General features: G+C 38.7%; 17 protein-coding genes. 12 read left to right on the top strand and 5 right to left on the bottom strand.

Features of this window, described 5'->3' with window-relative positions; all coding sequences use genetic code 11:
* The first annotated feature begins 49 nt into the window (after nt 1-49).
* From MHN81_RS07945 to MHN81_RS07930, 4 genes are all read left to right on the top strand, one after another.
* Nucleotides 50-2,116: an EAL domain-containing protein gene (locus MHN81_RS07945; protein ID WP_023397769.1), complete on the top strand. Its 2,067-nt coding sequence runs from the start codon at nt 50-52 to the stop codon at nt 2,114-2,116.
* A 588-nt stretch (nt 2,117-2,704) separates the two neighbouring features.
* Complete coding sequence (locus tag MHN81_RS07940) at nt 2,705-3,214, top strand: phosphoribosyl-AMP cyclohydrolase (RefSeq protein WP_239425487.1); 510 nt, start codon at nt 2,705-2,707, stop codon at nt 3,212-3,214.
* Nucleotides 3,215-3,471: 257 nt separating this feature from the next.
* Nucleotides 3,472-4,437, top strand: coding sequence for an acyl-CoA desaturase (locus tag MHN81_RS07935; protein WP_239425486.1), 966 nt, complete (start codon nt 3,472-3,474; stop codon nt 4,435-4,437).
* A 178-nt stretch (nt 4,438-4,615) separates the two neighbouring features.
* Entirely contained in the window at nt 4,616-4,951 is a 336-nt protein-coding gene (locus tag MHN81_RS07930; protein ID WP_239425485.1) for a hypothetical protein, read from the top strand.
* 100 nt (nt 4,952-5,051) lie between these two features.
* Here the strand turns inward: MHN81_RS07930 and MHN81_RS07925 are convergent, their stop codons facing one another.
* Together MHN81_RS07925 and MHN81_RS07920 are read right to left on the bottom strand one after the other, a co-directional pair.
* A complete protein-coding gene (locus MHN81_RS07925) occupies nt 5,052-6,182 on the bottom strand; it encodes an esterase-like activity of phytase family protein (RefSeq protein WP_239425484.1) in 1,131 nt (376 codons plus the stop codon).
* A 272-nt stretch (nt 6,183-6,454) separates the two neighbouring features.
* Nucleotides 6,455-7,141, bottom strand: coding sequence for a winged helix-turn-helix domain-containing protein (locus MHN81_RS07920; protein ID WP_239425483.1), 687 nt, complete (start codon nt 7,139-7,141; stop codon nt 6,455-6,457).
* A gap of 75 nt (nt 7,142-7,216) precedes the next feature.
* On the opposite strand from MHN81_RS07920, the gene MHN81_RS07915 reads away from it, so the two are divergent.
* Genes MHN81_RS07915 through MHN81_RS07905 form a run of 3 tightly spaced genes read left to right on the top strand, consistent with a single transcriptional unit; the run spans nt 7,217 to nt 8,558 of the window.
* Nucleotides 7,217-7,549 carry an NIPSNAP family protein gene (locus MHN81_RS07915; RefSeq protein WP_023397763.1) on the top strand — a complete coding sequence of 111 codons (333 nt, stop codon included), beginning with the start codon at nt 7,217-7,219 and terminating at the stop codon, nt 7,547-7,549.
* Nucleotides 7,550-7,882: an antibiotic biosynthesis monooxygenase gene (locus tag MHN81_RS07910; RefSeq protein WP_239425482.1), complete on the top strand. Its 333-nt coding sequence runs from the start codon at nt 7,550-7,552 to the stop codon at nt 7,880-7,882.
* On the top strand, nt 7,869-8,558 hold the full coding sequence (locus MHN81_RS07905) for a DUF6058 family natural product biosynthesis protein (protein ID WP_239425481.1): 690 nt from the start codon (nt 7,869-7,871) through the stop codon (nt 8,556-8,558). The genes MHN81_RS07910 and MHN81_RS07905 overlap by 14 nt, the downstream gene beginning before the upstream one ends.
* 73 nt (nt 8,559-8,631) lie before the next feature.
* On the opposite strand, the gene MHN81_RS07900 is transcribed toward MHN81_RS07905, so the two are convergent.
* Both MHN81_RS07900 and MHN81_RS07895 read right to left on the bottom strand, forming a co-directional pair.
* Nucleotides 8,632-9,984, bottom strand: a complete 1,353-nt coding sequence (locus MHN81_RS07900; RefSeq protein WP_239425480.1) for a M24 family metallopeptidase — start codon at nt 9,982-9,984, stop codon at nt 8,632-8,634.
* A 257-nt stretch (nt 9,985-10,241) separates the two neighbouring features.
* Nucleotides 10,242-11,273: a helix-turn-helix domain-containing protein gene (locus MHN81_RS07895; protein ID WP_239425479.1), complete on the bottom strand. Its 1,032-nt coding sequence runs from the start codon at nt 11,271-11,273 to the stop codon at nt 10,242-10,244.
* A 327-nt stretch (nt 11,274-11,600) separates the two neighbouring features.
* Between MHN81_RS07895 and MHN81_RS07890 the strand changes: the two genes are divergently transcribed.
* Together MHN81_RS07890 and MHN81_RS07885 are read left to right on the top strand one after the other, a co-directional pair.
* Nucleotides 11,601-11,972 (top strand): hypothetical protein, encoded by a 372-nt coding sequence (locus MHN81_RS07890; protein ID WP_239425478.1) that lies wholly within the window; start codon nt 11,601-11,603, stop codon nt 11,970-11,972.
* A 288-nt stretch (nt 11,973-12,260) separates the two neighbouring features.
* Nucleotides 12,261-12,719 (top strand): DM9 repeat-containing protein, encoded by a 459-nt coding sequence (locus tag MHN81_RS07885; RefSeq protein WP_239425477.1) that lies wholly within the window; start codon nt 12,261-12,263, stop codon nt 12,717-12,719.
* 180 nt (nt 12,720-12,899) lie between these two features.
* On the opposite strand, the gene MHN81_RS07880 is transcribed toward MHN81_RS07885, so the two are convergent.
* Nucleotides 12,900-13,271: a DUF3224 domain-containing protein gene (locus MHN81_RS07880; RefSeq protein WP_239425476.1), complete on the bottom strand. Its 372-nt coding sequence runs from the start codon at nt 13,269-13,271 to the stop codon at nt 12,900-12,902.
* A 101-nt stretch (nt 13,272-13,372) separates the two neighbouring features.
* On the opposite strand from MHN81_RS07880, the gene MHN81_RS07875 reads away from it, so the two are divergent.
* The 3 genes from MHN81_RS07875 to MHN81_RS07865 all read left to right on the top strand — a co-directional run bounded on the left by MHN81_RS07875 (nt 13,373) and on the right by MHN81_RS07865 (nt 17,511).
* Complete coding sequence (locus MHN81_RS07875; protein WP_023397755.1) at nt 13,373-14,161, top strand: helix-turn-helix transcriptional regulator; 789 nt, start codon at nt 13,373-13,375, stop codon at nt 14,159-14,161.
* 343 nt (nt 14,162-14,504) lie between these two features.
* Nucleotides 14,505-14,951, top strand: coding sequence for a hypothetical protein (locus MHN81_RS07870; protein WP_239425475.1), 447 nt, complete (start codon nt 14,505-14,507; stop codon nt 14,949-14,951).
* Between the two features lie 1,150 nt (nt 14,952-16,101).
* Nucleotides 16,102-17,511: a hypothetical protein gene (locus MHN81_RS07865; protein ID WP_239425474.1), complete on the top strand. Its 1,410-nt coding sequence runs from the start codon at nt 16,102-16,104 to the stop codon at nt 17,509-17,511.

Raw genomic sequence — 17,511 nt, 5'->3', positions numbered from 1 at the left:
CGATTGTATTCTAATTTTATTGGGGTAATGTAAAAAGAAAAACTGAGTTGTGACAAGAACGTTGCTGAATAAATTTAACCAATATGCATTTAAAATTTCCTCTAACACAGTGATACTTTCGCTGCGAGAGGGCTATATTGCGTTAATCCCTTTCTTCATAGTTGCTTCTGTTATCACACTGATCAATCAGTGGCTCAATATCTCCATGAAGGGGGTTGAGCATCAATTTTTAGAGGACTTCAACACGCTAGTATGGGGCATTTTCCCGGTACTCACCTTGATGTCCTTTAGTTACTACCTATCAAAAAACCTCAAAGTTCACACTATTGCTAGCCCTATTTTAGTTTTCACTTGTTTCACGGCAACAACGGGTTACATTACAATTTCTGGTAGTGACTTAGCAATTAATCACCGCATGGGTGCTTTGTATTCTTTGCTGATGCCTGTGGTGTGTTGTTATTCCTTGTCTTATTTAGAGCGCTTGAAAGTTTTCCGCCTAGTAGGCGTAAGCTCAATTAGCTTATTTTTGCGTAAGCATTTAAATCTAATTTTACCCTACTTAATTGTGACTAGTGTGGTGCTGCTGTTATTCCCTTATATTGATTTGGCTGCTGAAACCATAGTTGAAGGGTTGAGATCCCTAAATCCACACTGGAATGTATTTGAAAAACTCTCTATGCAATTATTGATATCTCACTTGTTGTGGTTTATCGGTGTTCATGGGGATAATACTTACCATATTTTAGTATCTAGCGAATTAACCAGTTACTATGTACTTCCTGACTTAATCAGCTACAACTTTTTTACTGGGTTTGTTATTTTGGGTGGAACTGGCTGTATTTGGGGCTTAATCGTTGCTGCTTTGTTTTTAAAAAAAGGTCAACATGAAAAGCGTATAGCGATTATCTCATCACCTTTGGCTATGTTTAACATTAGTGAAGTTATGATTTATGCATTGCCAATTGTATTTAACCCTTACATCTTATTGCCATTTTTATTATGCCCTTTAGTTAATGCATCGATCGCTTATTTTGCTTTTTATAGTGGCTTTATTTCCATTCAATATATTGAAGAAATACCTTGGTTTACACCTATATTTATTAATGGTTGGCTGTTAACTGAAAGTGTAAAAGGGATTCTACTACAAGTTGCACTGGTTTTGATTAACGCCTTAATATATTTTCCGTTTTTGAAGGCTAACCGAGACAATAATTTGTCTGGAAAAGCACTAGATGTGTTAATGAAGCGCTACACAGCAGGCCGTATGATTGAGGAAGGAGCCGAAGGCTCTTTCAGTGCAACACAAAGAAAAGAGCAAATTAATGCACACAGCCTAAAGGAAGTAACTGAGGCGCTTAACCAGGGTGCATTGACACTGTTTTATCAACCCAAAATTAACCCGTACAACAAACAAGTCGTTGGCTTTGAAGCTCTACTTAGGCTGACCAATAAAGACGGTACTGTATCTGGGCCTTGGTTTTTAGAGACTCTTGAGCAACATAATCTATTACATATTATTGATAATTATGTGATCGATCAGCTAGAAATCGATCTTGAGCAATTTGCTAAGCATGGGTTAAAACCAAAAATTAGTTTTAATATTTCACCGCAAAACCTCCTGACAGGAGGGTATAGACGTATTATCAAAGCATTTGCTAAATTTCCCGGTCAAGTCGAAGTTGAGTTATTGGAGTCTAGTTATATAGAAGATTTTAATAAGACAGTAACGATTGTTGATGCGCTTAAGAAGAATAAAATCGACTGCGCTATGGACGACTTTGGTACTGGTTACTCTTGTTTGTCTGTTTTATCAAAGCTTAATATTGAAACAATAAAGCTCGATCGAAGTCTATTGCCTGATCAATTAAACAGTAAATCCATTTCTTTATATACAAATTTGTCTGAAATGATTTCTAAACTGGGGTTCAAGCTGGTGGCTGAAGGGGTGGAAACTGCGGACGAAGAGCAAGTTGTAAAGCAATCTCATATTGAATGTGTTCAGGGCTTTTTATACTTTAAAGCGATGCCTGTTGAAGAGGCAATCTATTTGTTTATGACCAAAGGCGCTGAAAAAAAGGCTGAGGACACAACAAAAACCGAGGAGACTGAAGAGTAATTATATCTGGTGCACGTACCAAAAACCCTGCATATTATCGCCATTAACTTTTTGTTTGAGTTTTTAGTTGAGAAATTAGGTGTAATTCATTAATAGTATTAAGGGTTACCCAACGTCATTTTTAACAAAACCGCTTGGTTGTTTTATAAAATCCTGGTCTTGTGAAGTATGTTTGTATAAGCATAAGGTCTAAGCCTCTTCAATTTCACTCAATTGTCCTGCTGGTGATTTTGTTACCCATTTTGTCTATTTGATGTAATCCCAACGATAAAGTGGATACACAAATACAGCATTGATACGGAGAAAAGTGGAGTCCATTGAAGCACCTCTTAAAATATCGACTACTTCGCTACCATGATGGTTGGCGTGTTAGAAAGTCACTTGAAACTTTATAAATTTACAATTCCTTAATTTTTTTATAACGTAACGCTGATGTAGTAATTAGACCTTTCGTTGATGGCCTTAAAAGTCAGTCTGTAACGTTTGCATCCATCACGAAAGAGCAAGTCGATTCTGTTAAATTAATTGAACTTCTATTTAGATCAGTAATTTATAGAAAAATTAACTTTTGGATTAAAGGGAAAAAGTATGAGAAGGTTAGCTGCAATCTCACTAGCAATTGCTTCATTGGCTTCACTAAACGCAAATGCAGGACCCATTTCTACTGTTGAAGTAGAAGCTGCACAAAAAGGTTGGGGTGAAGGGATTGTGAAAATTGGCCAGGCAAAGGACCCAAGAAAAGCTGCAATTAAACACTTGGATAGGTTTTATGCGTTTGATTATGGGCAAGTGTTGTTTAAACCAACTTTGGCATCGGTCGACCAATTCAGAGGAACTAAAAAAGAGGCTTTGTCTTACTTTGTAGGCCAAGATTTGGCTGAAGACAAAGGTTTTGCATTGGCGCCATATGTCAAAGTACGTTGGGAAAACGAAGGGATCATCACAGATGGTGATTCGGCAATATCTATGGGGAATTACTATTTCACTAATAAAAAAGGTGAAGAAATTAAAGTAGAGTATTCATTTGCTTATATCAAAGATAAAGAAGGTAACGTCAAGATAAACCTACACCATTCGTCATTACCATTTAAGCTTTAAGCACCTTTTATATTCAACTACCCAGATGTAAGTTTGATACTGCTGGGTAGTTGATTTCTTATCCAGTCTTGTATTTTATAATTTTATTGAATACCCATCTACTGAAGCTTTTATTTTTGGTTTGTTCTGTTAATTGATTGAGTTAACATAGTTGAGTGAAAGTGTGTTTAAATCAAAAAGTTTATATACCCCATATTTAGATAAAGTAACTTGGTTACCTAAGTTGATAAATGTGTGAGAAAAACCAAGGAATAGCTATGAAGAACAGCGATAGAGTCAAAGCATCCCACACAGATAGTGCTTGGAAAGGCACTGTTGTTTGGAGTCCAATAAAGTCAATTTGGTTTTTAGCCAATTTGTGCCTAACGCTATTTGTCGCACCGTTTTATTTTTCTTGGTCTGCGATGGCTGTTTTTCTTGTATTAACCGCTGTGACCTTGTGCTTTGGTCATTCATTGGGTATGCATAGATTGCTCATTCATCGTTCTTATCAATGTCCAAAATGGATGGAATATACCTTTGTTTATCTCGGTGTATTGGTTGGGATGGCAGGTCCCATCGGTATGTTGAAGCAGCATGACCTGCGAGATTGGGCACAAAGACAAAGCCGGTGTCATGATTTTTTACTGCACGGGTCAAAAATTCTGAAAGACGGATGGTGGCAATTAAATTGTGATTTGAAGCTGGATCATCCACCAACTTTTAACATCGAGTCTCGCGTGTTGGCTAGCCGTTTTTATCAATTTATGGAATCTAGTTGGCTTTGCCAACAATTGGTCTTAGCAATACCTCTTTATTGGCTTGGCGGGTTGAGTTGGGTGCTGTATGGGGTTTCACTGCGCGTGGTTATTTCGGTTGGTGGTCATTGGCTAGTTGGCTACTTTGCTCATAATCAGGGTGAACGTACATGGAAAGTCGAGGGAGCTGCGGTGCAAGGACATAATATCCGTTTAGCCGGGTTTCTTTCGATGGGGGAGGCTTGGCATAATAATCACCATGCTTTTCCCGGATCTGCTATGTTAGGTCTATACAAAGACGAGCCAGACCCCGGATGGTGGGTTTTAAATGCGCTGAGTAACTTAGGGATTGTCACTGATATCAAGTTGCCGGAACATTTGCCACAGAGGTCTGAATTGATCGCAGAGAATTCAGCCAAGGATGAGCGTCAAAAACGCGTTCCTGAAAAGTGTGAAATCGCAAATTTAATAAATAGATCAAGCTAGTGCGGGAACCAAACATGACACATGTTGTAATTAATTTATGCGGTTCGGCTGTGTAATCGATAGCGATTTGTTAGCTGTTTTGTTTCAACATAATTTTAGCGCCTAACTCAAATTTAACAGCTAAACTTACTTTTCGTGATGGCACAGGTAAGGTTTATTTTTATAAAAGGTCATTTTCATGAAGCAATATTTTAGCTCCCTCGTGATTTTCCTTTTGTTTTGTAGTTCGATTAATCCTGCTCTTGCTTGCCGTCCAGATATTGGTGGGATCCTAACTGAGTCGAAAAATGAAATCGTGGAAGCATTGCAACCCATGTACGCCATCAGTCCAAGTGACATTGCTGATATTTATCAAGTAGACGTCAATATGAAATGGATACACACAGATTCAGGACGAGATTGCCCAGACCAATATGTACTCCAGTTTCAAGTACTTTTGAAAGATAACAGGCTGTTTGATATTACCTATATCACAGGTATAGACAGTGAGATCAAAGTGGTGGAATTGAAATAAGTGACAGAGCTCGCCATTTCTCTATGCCAATTAGCTACTTTAGCGTTTTAAGGCCGCGAGCATATGGTGGCTAGGTTTAATGTACTAGCCACCTACATAGTTACCCAGCTTTACCGCCTGTAATTACTTCAAACAATAAAATCTGACTTAACTGCTTACCGTGCACATTAAAATTGTTGTCAGATACCATCAATAAACTTTGATTACCGTTTTCTAACATAGGCCCGAAAGTGATGCCTTCGAGGTTATCAATATGCTTGGAGCCAATTTGTTGCCTTATAGTCTCCATATCTAACAATAAGGTCTTGTTGGCTGGACGGAATTGTTGTTTATGTAGAGAGGTGAGATTTTTGATATCTGTTGCTTCTTTCATGTCTACAAGATAAATACTGACGCTATTACCACCATCAGAGATCCCTGCCGTAAATGAGCGCTCCATTGTTAAGAACTGGTGTTCATTGATTTGCAGTATTTCAACTAGGCCGGTGGTACGAAATGCATCAGGTTTAGCTTCGGCGCGATTGACCAGAGGCTCGAGATAATAGGCAAATTGGTATTGCATCTGTTTAGAGGCAAAATCGAAGTATGAAATGCGCACCATACTGCCATGCTGCACTGTGGCTTTTTTACCATCTTGCTTTAAGGGCCCCTCCATCGATACCCAGACACCTTCTCCTGAGGGAGCGACTGTAATACCTTCAAAAACAGCATTGTGTCTTGGACCAGAATTGTCTTGGATCTCAAACATTTTAGGGAGCGCAAATGACGCCAGCCCTTGTTCATTTTGCAGGAATATTGCTGGTGCATGTTTATATCTAACACTGCCTTCACTGCACCAAACTAGACTTTTACTCTTTGGTATTATTCGTAAGCTTTCAGGATCAACCACACCAGCTTCTGAGCCTTTTTTAACAAGCGCTGTCGACTTGTCAAAACGCACATGTTCAATTTTTTTACCTTTAATATTGATGGTGGCGTCGAGGTATCTCGGATTTTTAGCATCATCAACAATCAGTAAATATTGGTCACCTGTGTATTCAATGCTCGACAGGCCACCTACTTTATCACCATTCACACGCAGATCAGCTGGGACAATAAATTCATCCAAAAACTTTAATTTCATTGGCGCTGAAGACGCAAAAAACGGTGCCAAGATGGCTAAGAATAAATAAGTACGCATAAATCGATTAATACAAAATAAATAGAACTGAGCAATATACGCGGGTAACATTAAATTTGCATCACAAAACGGTTGAAAATCTCTGTTTATTTGTAGGTTCTGCGAATTAGTTAGTTGCAAGGTGTAGCATTACAGCTCAATGCGTGAAAATCGATACACAAAAAAGTGTTCAAACTATTAAAGTTACAAACAATTGTCAGCAATCTCACAGAGATAATATTCGATTGTTCTACATGAAATGGTCTGATTGTGTTTGACGAGTAAACTTAGTTAAGAAAAACTCCAATTCGAAATATTGAACGGTTATGGTTCGTATGGGGAGTTTAATCTTCTATCAAAAAAGCACGTTTAAAGGCCGTAAGGCCTTTGTTGGTAAAAGTAATCGAGCGCGCATCTAAATCTTGCTTTGCCCAATTTTTCTCAAAGATATAATTGAGTACCCAATTCCCTAAATGGCCCGCCATATGGTTTCGGCGTTCACTCCAATCCAAGCATGATTTGCATACGGGGCGGCTGTTTTTCTTAAACTGTTTAAAGTCTACACCTAGGCTCACAAAGTAGGTTTTTCCTTTTTCAGTCAGACGCGTTAGTTCGCCAAAGTCTTCAAGCATATCAGCACTGACCAGCGCGTCATATAACCGAACTCCTAGCTCTCCGGCCAAATGGTCGTAACACACTCTGGCATGTTTTAAGCGCGGATCTTTTGGGCCAGTAGTAGTTTTAGGAGTTGATAATGCGGTAAGCACCAATAGTTGCTCCAGCACTATGGCGACATGTGGCCCCTTTAACTGAAAGTACTTATGCCGACCTTGCTTTCTGACTTGTAATAGCTCGCCGTCGAGTAATTTAGCTAAATGGCTGCTTGTGGTTTGCGGTGTGACATCAGCCTCCAAAGATAGCTCCGTGGCCGTGAGAGCTTTGCCACCCATAAGTGCTGTCAGTATTTTGGATCGGGCAGGATCGGCTATTAACCCCGCGATCATTGAGATATCAGGTTCCATCATTTCCATTTAGTTCGATGTGCATCGAAGCATCACATTTTGAGCGCGATAGACTGCCTCAAAACAAAAAAGGAAGCAAATCAAATGTACATGACATGTTTTATCGAATATGAACTTGATCCAACGAAGTTGGTACAGTTTAACCAATATGCCAGAAATTGGGGCGCGATTATTCCGCGACTAGGCGGTGAGCTAATTGGATATTTTACGCCGTATGAAGGTGACAATAAACGTGCCTACGGGCTGATTGCTTTTAGTAGTCTTGCCGATTATGAAGCTTACCGTATTCGGCTAAAAGCAGACATGCAAGCCCAAGCAAACTTGGAATTTGCGCAGCAAGAGAAATTCATTTTGCATGAAAAGCGCTACTTTTTAAACGGCGTAGTTGAAACTCTCAAGTTTTCAGAGGTTTTATAAATGATAGCAGTTATTTTTCAAGTCACTTTGAAACCACAGGGGAAAGACACTTACCTAGATATCGCAGCGAGTTTAAAAACCCTGTTGGCTAAGCAACCTGGTTTTATCTCTATTGAGCGCTTCATTAGTGTTTCGAATCCATGCTATTTCTTGTCATTGTCTTTTTGGCAAGATGAACAAGCAATTTTGCGGTGGCGTGAGCAATTAGAACACAAACAGGCGCAGGAAAAAGGCAAAACAGAGTTGTTTGAAGATTTTCGTCTACGTGTGGCTCATGTGTCCAGAGATTACGGAATGGGTGGGAGACAAAGAGGCGAATATGGAACTGAATAATGAGAAAGGTGGTTTTAGCATGGCGCTATTCACCTACTTAAGTGGGAACTTTTACACTCAGAACCAGCTTTTACACAGCAGCGATACATCTGCCATGCAACTTCGAGACTTTCAATCTCGAAAAATGATGCCATTACCAGCCTATAAGCTTGATGTAACGCTAGCGAGTACCTCATATTTTGGCAAATTCGAAGAACGAGAACAGATAGAGTTTTACCCGAAAGCGTATACGAATTGGCTCAAACAGTGTCACTTGTTCAAAGAAGACAAATTGGCGTTTACAACGTTTTCGGAGCAATTTTATATTGTGAAAGAGGCGCTGTTAGCGGAGGAGTTTTGGAGTCCAGACACACAGTTTAATGCAAACTTTGATAATTTTATTGAAGATCAGTGGCATCACTTTTTAGCTGGTACATATGGTGTTTGTACAAAAACAGGCATGCCACGAGAAATTCTAATCAAAGAGTTGGCTGTTCAAATTATCAGCCAAATCATAAGCACTGGTGTATATTCAGAAAATAACAGTCACTTAGTGCAGATCTCGCTAAAACACTTAAAAGCAGCGAGTTCTGTTCTTGCACCTCACGAGCAGGATAAGGGCACGTTATATCGTCTAATTAAAGAGCTTATGTCTATGGGTTACATAAGCGCAAATGGAACTGAAAAAGTTACGTAAAGCTGCGCTTATTACAACGCTTTCAAAGTAACCTGTTAGACATTTGCATGTTTAACAGGTTTCTCATAAGGCGTTACCTGATGATATGCCACTGTGTTTGTCTGCCAGCGAGATACCATACTTTTTTACCATCAAATACTGCATCTTGCTCTAATTTGATTTGAATCCACTGATTGTCCCACTCAGGTAGCTGAGTTTTGATATTGCCTTCAATGGCATAGACGGTATTTGGAAAAAGCTTCCAGTCACCTTGAATGGGCGTTGGCCCCTGATTATCCCACATTCCTATAGTAGGGCCTGAAGCATGACCAACAAACCCCAGAGGGTGGGTATAGGTGCTACTAATGATATCGGCGGCTTCACTTTGTTTTATCGTGTTGGCCAAGATTTGATTGCCAGTTAAACCAGATTTAAAGTTGCTAGTTAAAATGTCTTGCCATTGATTACCAATGGCCATAGCTTGTTGCAATCCTGCGGGAACGTCTGTTTCATTCATTTTTAATACATAGCCCATTTCTTGCGTGTCAGTACAGAGACTGAGATAACAGATCCCTACATCTGTATGAATAATGTCGCCAGGTAAAATTACACGGTTGTATTTACCCATAAAGACTTCATCCTTTGCTGGATCGTCACCACGACGCTGAATGTTGACATAAGGTTGAAACCAAGGGCGCAATTGCAGCGCTTCGAAACGTTCTCTTAAATACCATTCAACCTCAGTAGTCGTTGTAACACCCGGCGTAATGACTTTATTGGAAAAGGCTTCAGCAATAACACGTCTAGCAATGGTCACCGCTTGAGGGTACACATTGAGCTCTTTTTCGCTTCTTGTCTCCAGCCAACGGAGCACTAGGTTTTCAGCGCTGACTAAACGATTTTGATATTTTTTAGGTAAAGACTTGCGTAGTTGCTTGTGTAGTCCAACGCTCAAACCATCCGCGAGGGCCCAGTTTTCACTTATGTTTATCCCAATGCGCTTAGGATCACGTTTTGTAATGACTTCAGCTAGCCTTTGCCATTGTTGCTCTTTACTACCACCTTTCCAAACTGTTGGATAGAGTTCACCAATTGGGTAGCGGCTAACACTAAAGCGTTCAACACTGCCATCTGGATTTTTGGAAAATACCAGTAAGGTTGTGCGTCTTGCGGCAAAGGTCGGTTGCGGAACCAGGGTATAAAACAGTTTATCTTCACCGTACTCTCTGTTTATCACTAACCACATGTCTAAGTCAGCTTCTTGCATTAGTTTAGGCAGGAGGCTATCGAGTCGATCTGAAACCATACTATTGATCGGTTTGACACGTTCTTTAAAGGTAAGTACCGCTGGCATTTCGGTAATTTGGCGGCCTTGCTCAAACTCTCGAGCTTCAAGCTCAGAGCTTAAGCTACACAATGCCACGAGTAGCCCAAATAATTTATACATGATTGTCCTACTTTTTATTTAGTTTATAGGGTAATTTACTGCCATCAGGTCTGAATGGGTTGTAAATTGACGTGTTTATTTTTTAGTAAGATATTGTTCATCATATTTCACCGTGACAATCTCAGCAATCAATATGCTACAGGCGGCGGAAAAACATTCATTAATTGCTAAAAAATTAAAACTCGTTTGAGCGCATTAGTAGGCGAATTGAATGCTTTTGTGTGATAGTGCCTTTTATTTGTGTATTACAAAGCTCATCATTTACTGCATTTGTCGCGAAATGCGCCGGGAGATAAACTAAAAGCTTTTTTAAACTCCTTATAAAATGTATTTTTATTATTAAAGCCGGACTCTAAGTATAGTTGTGACATCAACACTTGCTCCGGAGCCGCTTTGATAAGGTTGGCAGCTGTTTCTACCCTATATTTATTAACTAAAGCGTAAAACCCTATGTTTAGATGTTCGTTTAGTAGTTCAGACGTCTGATTTTTTGAAAGCGATAGCTTATTGGCCAAATCAGTGAGAGAGAGTTCATTATTTAAATGAATTTGCTCTCTATCAAACAACGCTTTCAGTGTAGTAATGTAGGTTTTGGCGATTTCATTCGTAAGTTCCAAGTGCCGCTGAGGTTTACTCTGCATTGACTTTATTACTTCAATAAACCCTTTGGATAACAATAGTACATAAATAAAAGTGAATGTATTGGTGATATCCCAAATTAACCTCAGATAGCTCACTCCAAGTTGGTACATCGCTATTTGGCTAGCGTACGCGGATGAGAGAATTAAAAAAAACGCCACTAGTGGTTTGAACGACACTAACATGCACGGGGGTTGGCAATGTGCTTCAGGAGCTTTTTTAAACCATGCTATTTTAACAAGTACAATTTGATAAAAAGCGATATGGGCGAAGTAAATAAAAGCAGCAATATCGGGAATATAATCTCTGTTTGCAAGTCTAGTGGTATAAAAAATCAAGAATGGAAGAATATGCAATATTGCTACTGCGTAGTCGATTTTATGGCGTGAATAAATTCGGTAATAATAGAAGATTGCTGGGCCAATGAACAATACGGATGAATGCGTAAACGCAATAAATGGATACGGCATGTAGTTAAACGCAATGCCAATGTACTCAATTAATGGTGTGCTGACGAGCAACCAGAAGATACAAAGGGCGACCTTTTGGCCTAAATTTATCGACCCCTGAATAAAAAAGAGCGCGACCGTTACAAACAGCATAAAAGCTGTGGTGACTATGTATATTGCTTTCAGTGCTTCTGCAATCAAACCCTTCTCCTTAGCCCTAATGGAAATGAAATGATATCAAATTGGTAAATAAATGTAACCAACCCTTGCGCGTTGTCATAGCTAAATCCAAGTTGTAACCCGTACATAAAGGTACTGCCATTGCATTTACTTACATTTCAAAAGCGGTGCTACTTCAATCTAATTGGAATGACTAGTGATAACGTTATGTTATTAATGTATATTTTTTATTTAATTTACAGCTTTAATGAGTTTGTTACACCTATCAAGGCGAGACGCTAGGGTTGATGTCGTCTACAGGAGTCTACTTGTAGCGAATAAACTTTTAGAAACAGATAAGGAGAAATCATGAAACCTAGTTCAATGTTGATCGGTTTAGTCGCCATGATCACCTCATTCACATCGAGTGCAGCGGTACAAGGGGAGTACTTAAAAACCAGTTCGTGGCAATTAAAGTATATCGATGAGAGTAGGTATGTTTGGATATATTCATATGAATATGGGCAAAGAAAATTCTCACCTGTTTGCACTGATACATCACCAAGAAAAGTGCCAGGTAAATTAGTTGGTGACGTGTGTTACGTGGAGTGGGCTGGACAAGAATATGCAAACAATTATTTTTATGTGCTTCGAGACACGGGTTATATGCAATTTACTAGGCTCACAAGAGCATCTGAAGATAGGATTATTCAGACTGGTGTGACAACCCGGCACAATTGACGAAGGGTATCCTGTGCATCATTGCAACATAGAGATATCTGGCACAGGGGAGGTATTCCTAGGAAAGTATATACCGAGCAGAAATGGTTGTTACTATGGTTTTGAAGGGGGTAACTACAAATGTATGCATGACAACTCTGTAACACTTTCCGTACTTACCAGTAGCCGTGGATACTAAAACAATTTAACTAAAGGAATAATCAAATAAAATTAGTCAAACCCCTAACTATTTTGGTTTGTTTATTGTGTTTATCTTATGAATCGTCGGCTGCGGTAAAAGGCAGGTATGTGTATGCAACATCTTGGGATGACGGTTACTTTTTAGATCCTTACCACGAAACCGTTAGTGGTCTTGAGTCAAATGTAAATAATAAAGAAATGGGACTGTGTACTGATACAACAGAACGCCGTGTTCTTGGTAAGCTGGTAGGTAAAAAATGCTATGTAGAATGGAAGGGAAGAGAGTACAGCAATTCCGAATTTTTCCTGTTACGCGAGGGGCAAGGGTACTTTAAGCGTCTTATTCCACATAACAAAAGCGATATTATGAAAAAAGGCATCACTCCATGTTTATATGATGAGGGTAATCCAGTTTATCATTGTCGGATTCAATCTCAGGCCGACAGAATTGATCTCTTGGGAAAATACATTCCTAGTAGAAATGGCTGTTACTATGGAATTTGGGGAACACATTTTAGAAGCGTTAATGACCCAACGGTGATTCTATCTGTATTTGTCGCTCGCTAAAGTCGGTAAGTGATCTAATTTATATTGATGTTTGTGTTTAATTTAGTCAGCTGCCTAGGCCATGTTATTTATGGCCTATTTCTGAATGATATTGATGAGCTAAGCATGTTTTTATTCAATAGCGAAAAGTACTATCAGGAGAGAACAGGTATGTATCTCAACCGGAGTCTAGCTTAATCGCTAGCCGATTCTATAATCTGCTTTACCACCTTCTTTGGAAATGAAGTTACCTGTTTTACCAATGAGATTATCGTCAAAATTACAATCAATAACATCGAACTGAGCTGATGCAGATCCGCCTTCGAATTTACCAGTGTGTTGCAAAATGAGCTTTTTACTTTGGTCTTCCGTTAGAGTGAGCACTTCATAGCCTGTAAACCGCGCGTTGCCTTCGCTATTGTAGTAAAGTTGATAGTGTATCTGACTAGTACCGACTATATCCCCACTATAGCTTTGATCTACGACGGCATTGCTAATTTTGCAGTTGTTTTCCATGCTGGTGGTTACGTTTTCTTGCCAATTACTAATTTGAAAAGTGCCTGTGATCGCCATGAGTTTATCTCTTCTTAATTGTGAAACTTCCCGTACACTATCATGTTTTTATACAATTGATATTGTATAAACGCGCCAACCTATAACAAGGAAAGTAGCCATTGAAAGAAAATACAAATGCAGTTTCTGGTGTTTTACACCACATAACGAGTAAGCAAAATTATGATTTACGAAGGTACTTTCCTGAGCCATATTTAGCTGATTTAATAGAGCAGTTTTGGATAGTTGACTGGGATTTGTGTAGTACCGCAACACACATACAGCAAAACCTACCGGACCCAAATTTTCACTTGGTTATCGAGAAGGGCGGGATCAAGGTGCTAGGGCCTGTCAGTAAAGTATATACATATACAATGCGTGGTAAGGGACGGGTAATTGGCACAAAGTTTAATATTGGCATGCTTACTCCACTGCTTAAAAACGCTCCTGATTATTATCTAGATAGAGAATGCACATTGACTGAAGTGTTTCGTGCTGGAATTGAAAAAGAGTTACAGACTCTGTTTTTCATGCACAGTGATGCCGATATAGTTGATGCATTACATACATTTCTGCGTGATTATGGAAGTCCTGTCTCTCGCTCACAAGCCCAAGTAATTGAAATATTTAATCTAATTAAGAATGACGGCACTATATTTTCTGTGGAAGAGTTGTCTGCCAAGGCAGATCTTTCAAAGCGCTCTATTCAACGTCTTTTTGGTAAATATATAGGTTTGAGCCCGAAATGGTTGATTAGAAAATACCGCTTACACCATGTGTTGCAAGTACTAGAAAATAAAGAAGCTAATATTCAAGACGTTGTTGCGCTGCTCGAATATACCGATCAATCTCATCTGATCCGTGATTTCAAAGAAATCATTGGAACGACGCCAGGTAAGTACATGACGTGACAGCACACGTAGTTCGATGTGTATGTACATGTACACGTGTTAAATGTCACATCGAAGTTAGTGAAAAAGTGAGTTGGTTAAAGCAAGGCTATCTAATTCTGAACTCAAATCAGGTTTTTACGAATCAAAATTACAATTCTAATATTATGATTAATAACCTTATTTTGTTGTTTTTATGATTTTTGGCTGACAAATTTGCTCGTCTATATCTTTGCCAAAAACTTTTGGTGTATTGTTTTATCAAACACAAACTATGTGACAGTCAAAGTTGATGTTACTTAGCACAAGAAATCGATTCGTTAGTTTAGCTTTTTTCAAATAATAATAGAGGTTAGGAAGCAAAATGAAGATAGCATACGCGTTACTAGTTTTATTAAGTTCTTTCTTTTCATCCGTCAAAGCCATTGAATCAGTGACCTTGACGCCAAGCGAATTAAAAAAAGCGGTCAACTTGATTAATGGACTACAAAATAAAATCTTGATGTCGGGCTCACAGATCAGTGATGTAGACACACTGTTTTCTCATTACACGGAAGACTTTGTGTATATCCATGAAGTATATGGTGGAACATATACACGTCAGCACCTTTATAGTAATTATGTTAAATTCCTTAAGGCAGGTGATTACCAGCGCAAAGATGATAGGTATAAGGTTACTGCGATGATTGCCGGGCACAATGCCATATCCGTAGAAAGGCAAGAAATATATGAAGGGGAAGTTGTAAAGCACTTATCGGTATTCGAATTTAAGGGTCACAAAGTGTCAAAAATAATCGAGTATTGGAAGTAATCAAAACAAACTGCCAATCAGTCTAGTGCTTGCATACTTAGCACGTTGAACTTCCACTTTTTATATAAATATATAGATGATTGGTTATGGCGTTTGTGTAGTTTATGTTACCGAGTAGAGGAAGTGCTCATCACATATTTGGACTGATTATTTGCCTGACAGACTCAGTGTGTCTGATTGCATATAAACATGAATTTAGGTGAAAGCGTAAAATTTATTTGAAAACCTGGTTTATATGGTATAGGTCTTGATGGTTTTGTGGTGTAAATTTCAGCTTGTTGTGATAATTTTTCCATTTTTATTAGTCGTAATTTAAAGGTGATCTATTTTAATTTATTGTGGTTTCTATTTAATTAATAATCACTTTTTAGTCTGGTTGTTGTTCTTTTTTTTAATGTTGTTGTTTAAATATTTTTAACGGCCGTGTTTAATTTAATGTTTTTAATTGTGCTGGTTTTTACGGCGGTTGAAAAAGGTGATCATGAAAAGTTGTTTATTTATTATTATTTATATTTTAGGATTTTTTGTAGCTGTTAATTAAGTGTTTTGTTGTTTTTTTAACTGGTTTTGTCCAATCTCTTCGTTTTATATTTCCAAACTTACCTTAATATAATTTCGCCGTAGCGAGCGTTTTGAATTATTACTGGAACGTGTGTGCAAAGTAAAATTGGCAGCATAAACCTAATGGCTGAGTTGTTAAAAATCCCTGGAGTCTATAGGTTGTAGGAAAGCCATCTTGGGAAGAGGCTATGTGGTGAGCTTGGTTTTGACTATGTTTTGTTTCCATGATAGTTAGCTAATAGGCTTGGGTTCTATTTACTTTATGAGTGGGCTCTAAATTTAACGCAACTTCCTCTTTTGGGTACGTTATTTAATTGCAACGATTTTAAGGGTGAAAAATCGCTCATTTATTTCTTCTCTTATTTTTTTTGAGTGTTATTTTTCACATTATTAATATGTTTATTTTTCGCCAGTTTTTTTAGGGTATTATTTTTCTGTTTTGGATTTATTTTAAATGTCCACTTGAGGTTTTTAATTTGTTAAATTAGTCTTTTCTTTAAATTTACTTTGGTTGATTTTGTGTTTGCATGGTTTTTTGTATGTAAGTTCATGATATTTAACCCACCAACGGATATGGATGATGAAAAGTATGTTTAAAAGGAAGGCGTTATTTTATTTAATAGTTTCACTGGTAAGTTTATGTTCCAATTTTGCAAATTCAAATTTTGAAGGAGAATTTGAGCAAGCCTATGCACCTGTTTTTCTTGGCAACGTAACTCGTTTTACTCCGATTGACCTTAAACCAGATGCTGTTATCAAGTTGTCTAGTAAGGCAGAAAATGGCTACACAAGCCTTGCCTGGATACCTTCGCCTCAGGCTGAATACTACAAGATCTTAAAGTTTGACGGCAGTGATTGGCGGGTTGTCTCTTCGAATGTAACCACAAGCTTTTATAGATATCGAGGTTCAGGAAGCTTTAGAGTTGTTGCTTGTCATAGGTATGGGTGCGCATCAAATGATATCGACAATGTTGATGTTTCAGGTGAGCTGGCAATTAAAGCATTTTATGCGGAAGAAGGAAGCGTTGTACCTGCTGGAGGCGCTGTACGGGTTGGCTGGCAGTTATCTGGAGCCACCAGTGCTGTCATTACGCACTCACAATATGGCTCACACACCTCAAAATCAATTGTTTCTTTAGGAGCAAGCTCTCAACTTTTTAATATTCAAGGCGACTCTCGTTTTACTTTGACGGCAACCGGTTTTGATGGCGAATCGGTATCGACATATGTCAATGTCGCTACATTAAGAGAAAACCCATTTTTGAAAAAAGGGCGTCAAAGCCAATACACTCAGCCTTTGCTTGATCTTAATCTGGATATAGTGGAGCGTACGATATTGCAAAGTGAGCACCACCTCGTTTTTTCTACCCATGATGGGGAGCTGTATTTTTTCAGAGCAAATAAGATAGGAGGAAAGCCTGTTTCTTGGCAAAAGGAATGGTCGCTGACTTTGGATGGCATTATCAATAGTGCACCAAAAATCACTGAAAATTATCTGTATTACAACGAGACAAACTCGCAAAGCATGGGACGCGTCTGTAAAGTTCGACTTTTCGATAAGCAAAATTTGACCTGTTCTCAATATTACCATAGTGCACTGCTAACAAGCCCATTGATCATCAATAATGATGGCGATTACACAGCAAAGTTTGTGGAGTCTTTAGCAGAAGGAGGCGGCAGAGTCAGCGGAGTTTACGCTTTTTATTACAATGGCGACGTCCGCGTGTTTGATCAGCAAAGCATGTTACCAAAAACACAAAGCTTCACGTTGGCGGATAATTTAACTCAGCCCATCATCAGCACCCCTTCGTTATTTCTCAATAAAAAGAAGATCTCAGGGCTTGACGCACAAATATTGATAAAAGAGCAAAATGAGGTTCTGGGTGTTGCAATCCCTAAATCGGATACTGCTCAACAATCTCAAAGTTTTGGCGTACTTGCAATTGGTCAACAGAGCGCACTAAAGCCAATGACGGTTCTATGGAAAGGAGCACTATAG

It is taken from the genome of Pseudoalteromonas sp. Of7M-16 (assembly GCF_022347805.1).
In the GTDB taxonomy this organism is placed as follows: domain Bacteria; phylum Pseudomonadota; class Gammaproteobacteria; order Enterobacterales; family Alteromonadaceae; genus Pseudoalteromonas; species Pseudoalteromonas luteoviolacea_F.
The sequence above is the reverse complement of the archived record's forward strand: the minus strand, read 5'-3'. Positions and strand labels throughout refer to the sequence as shown.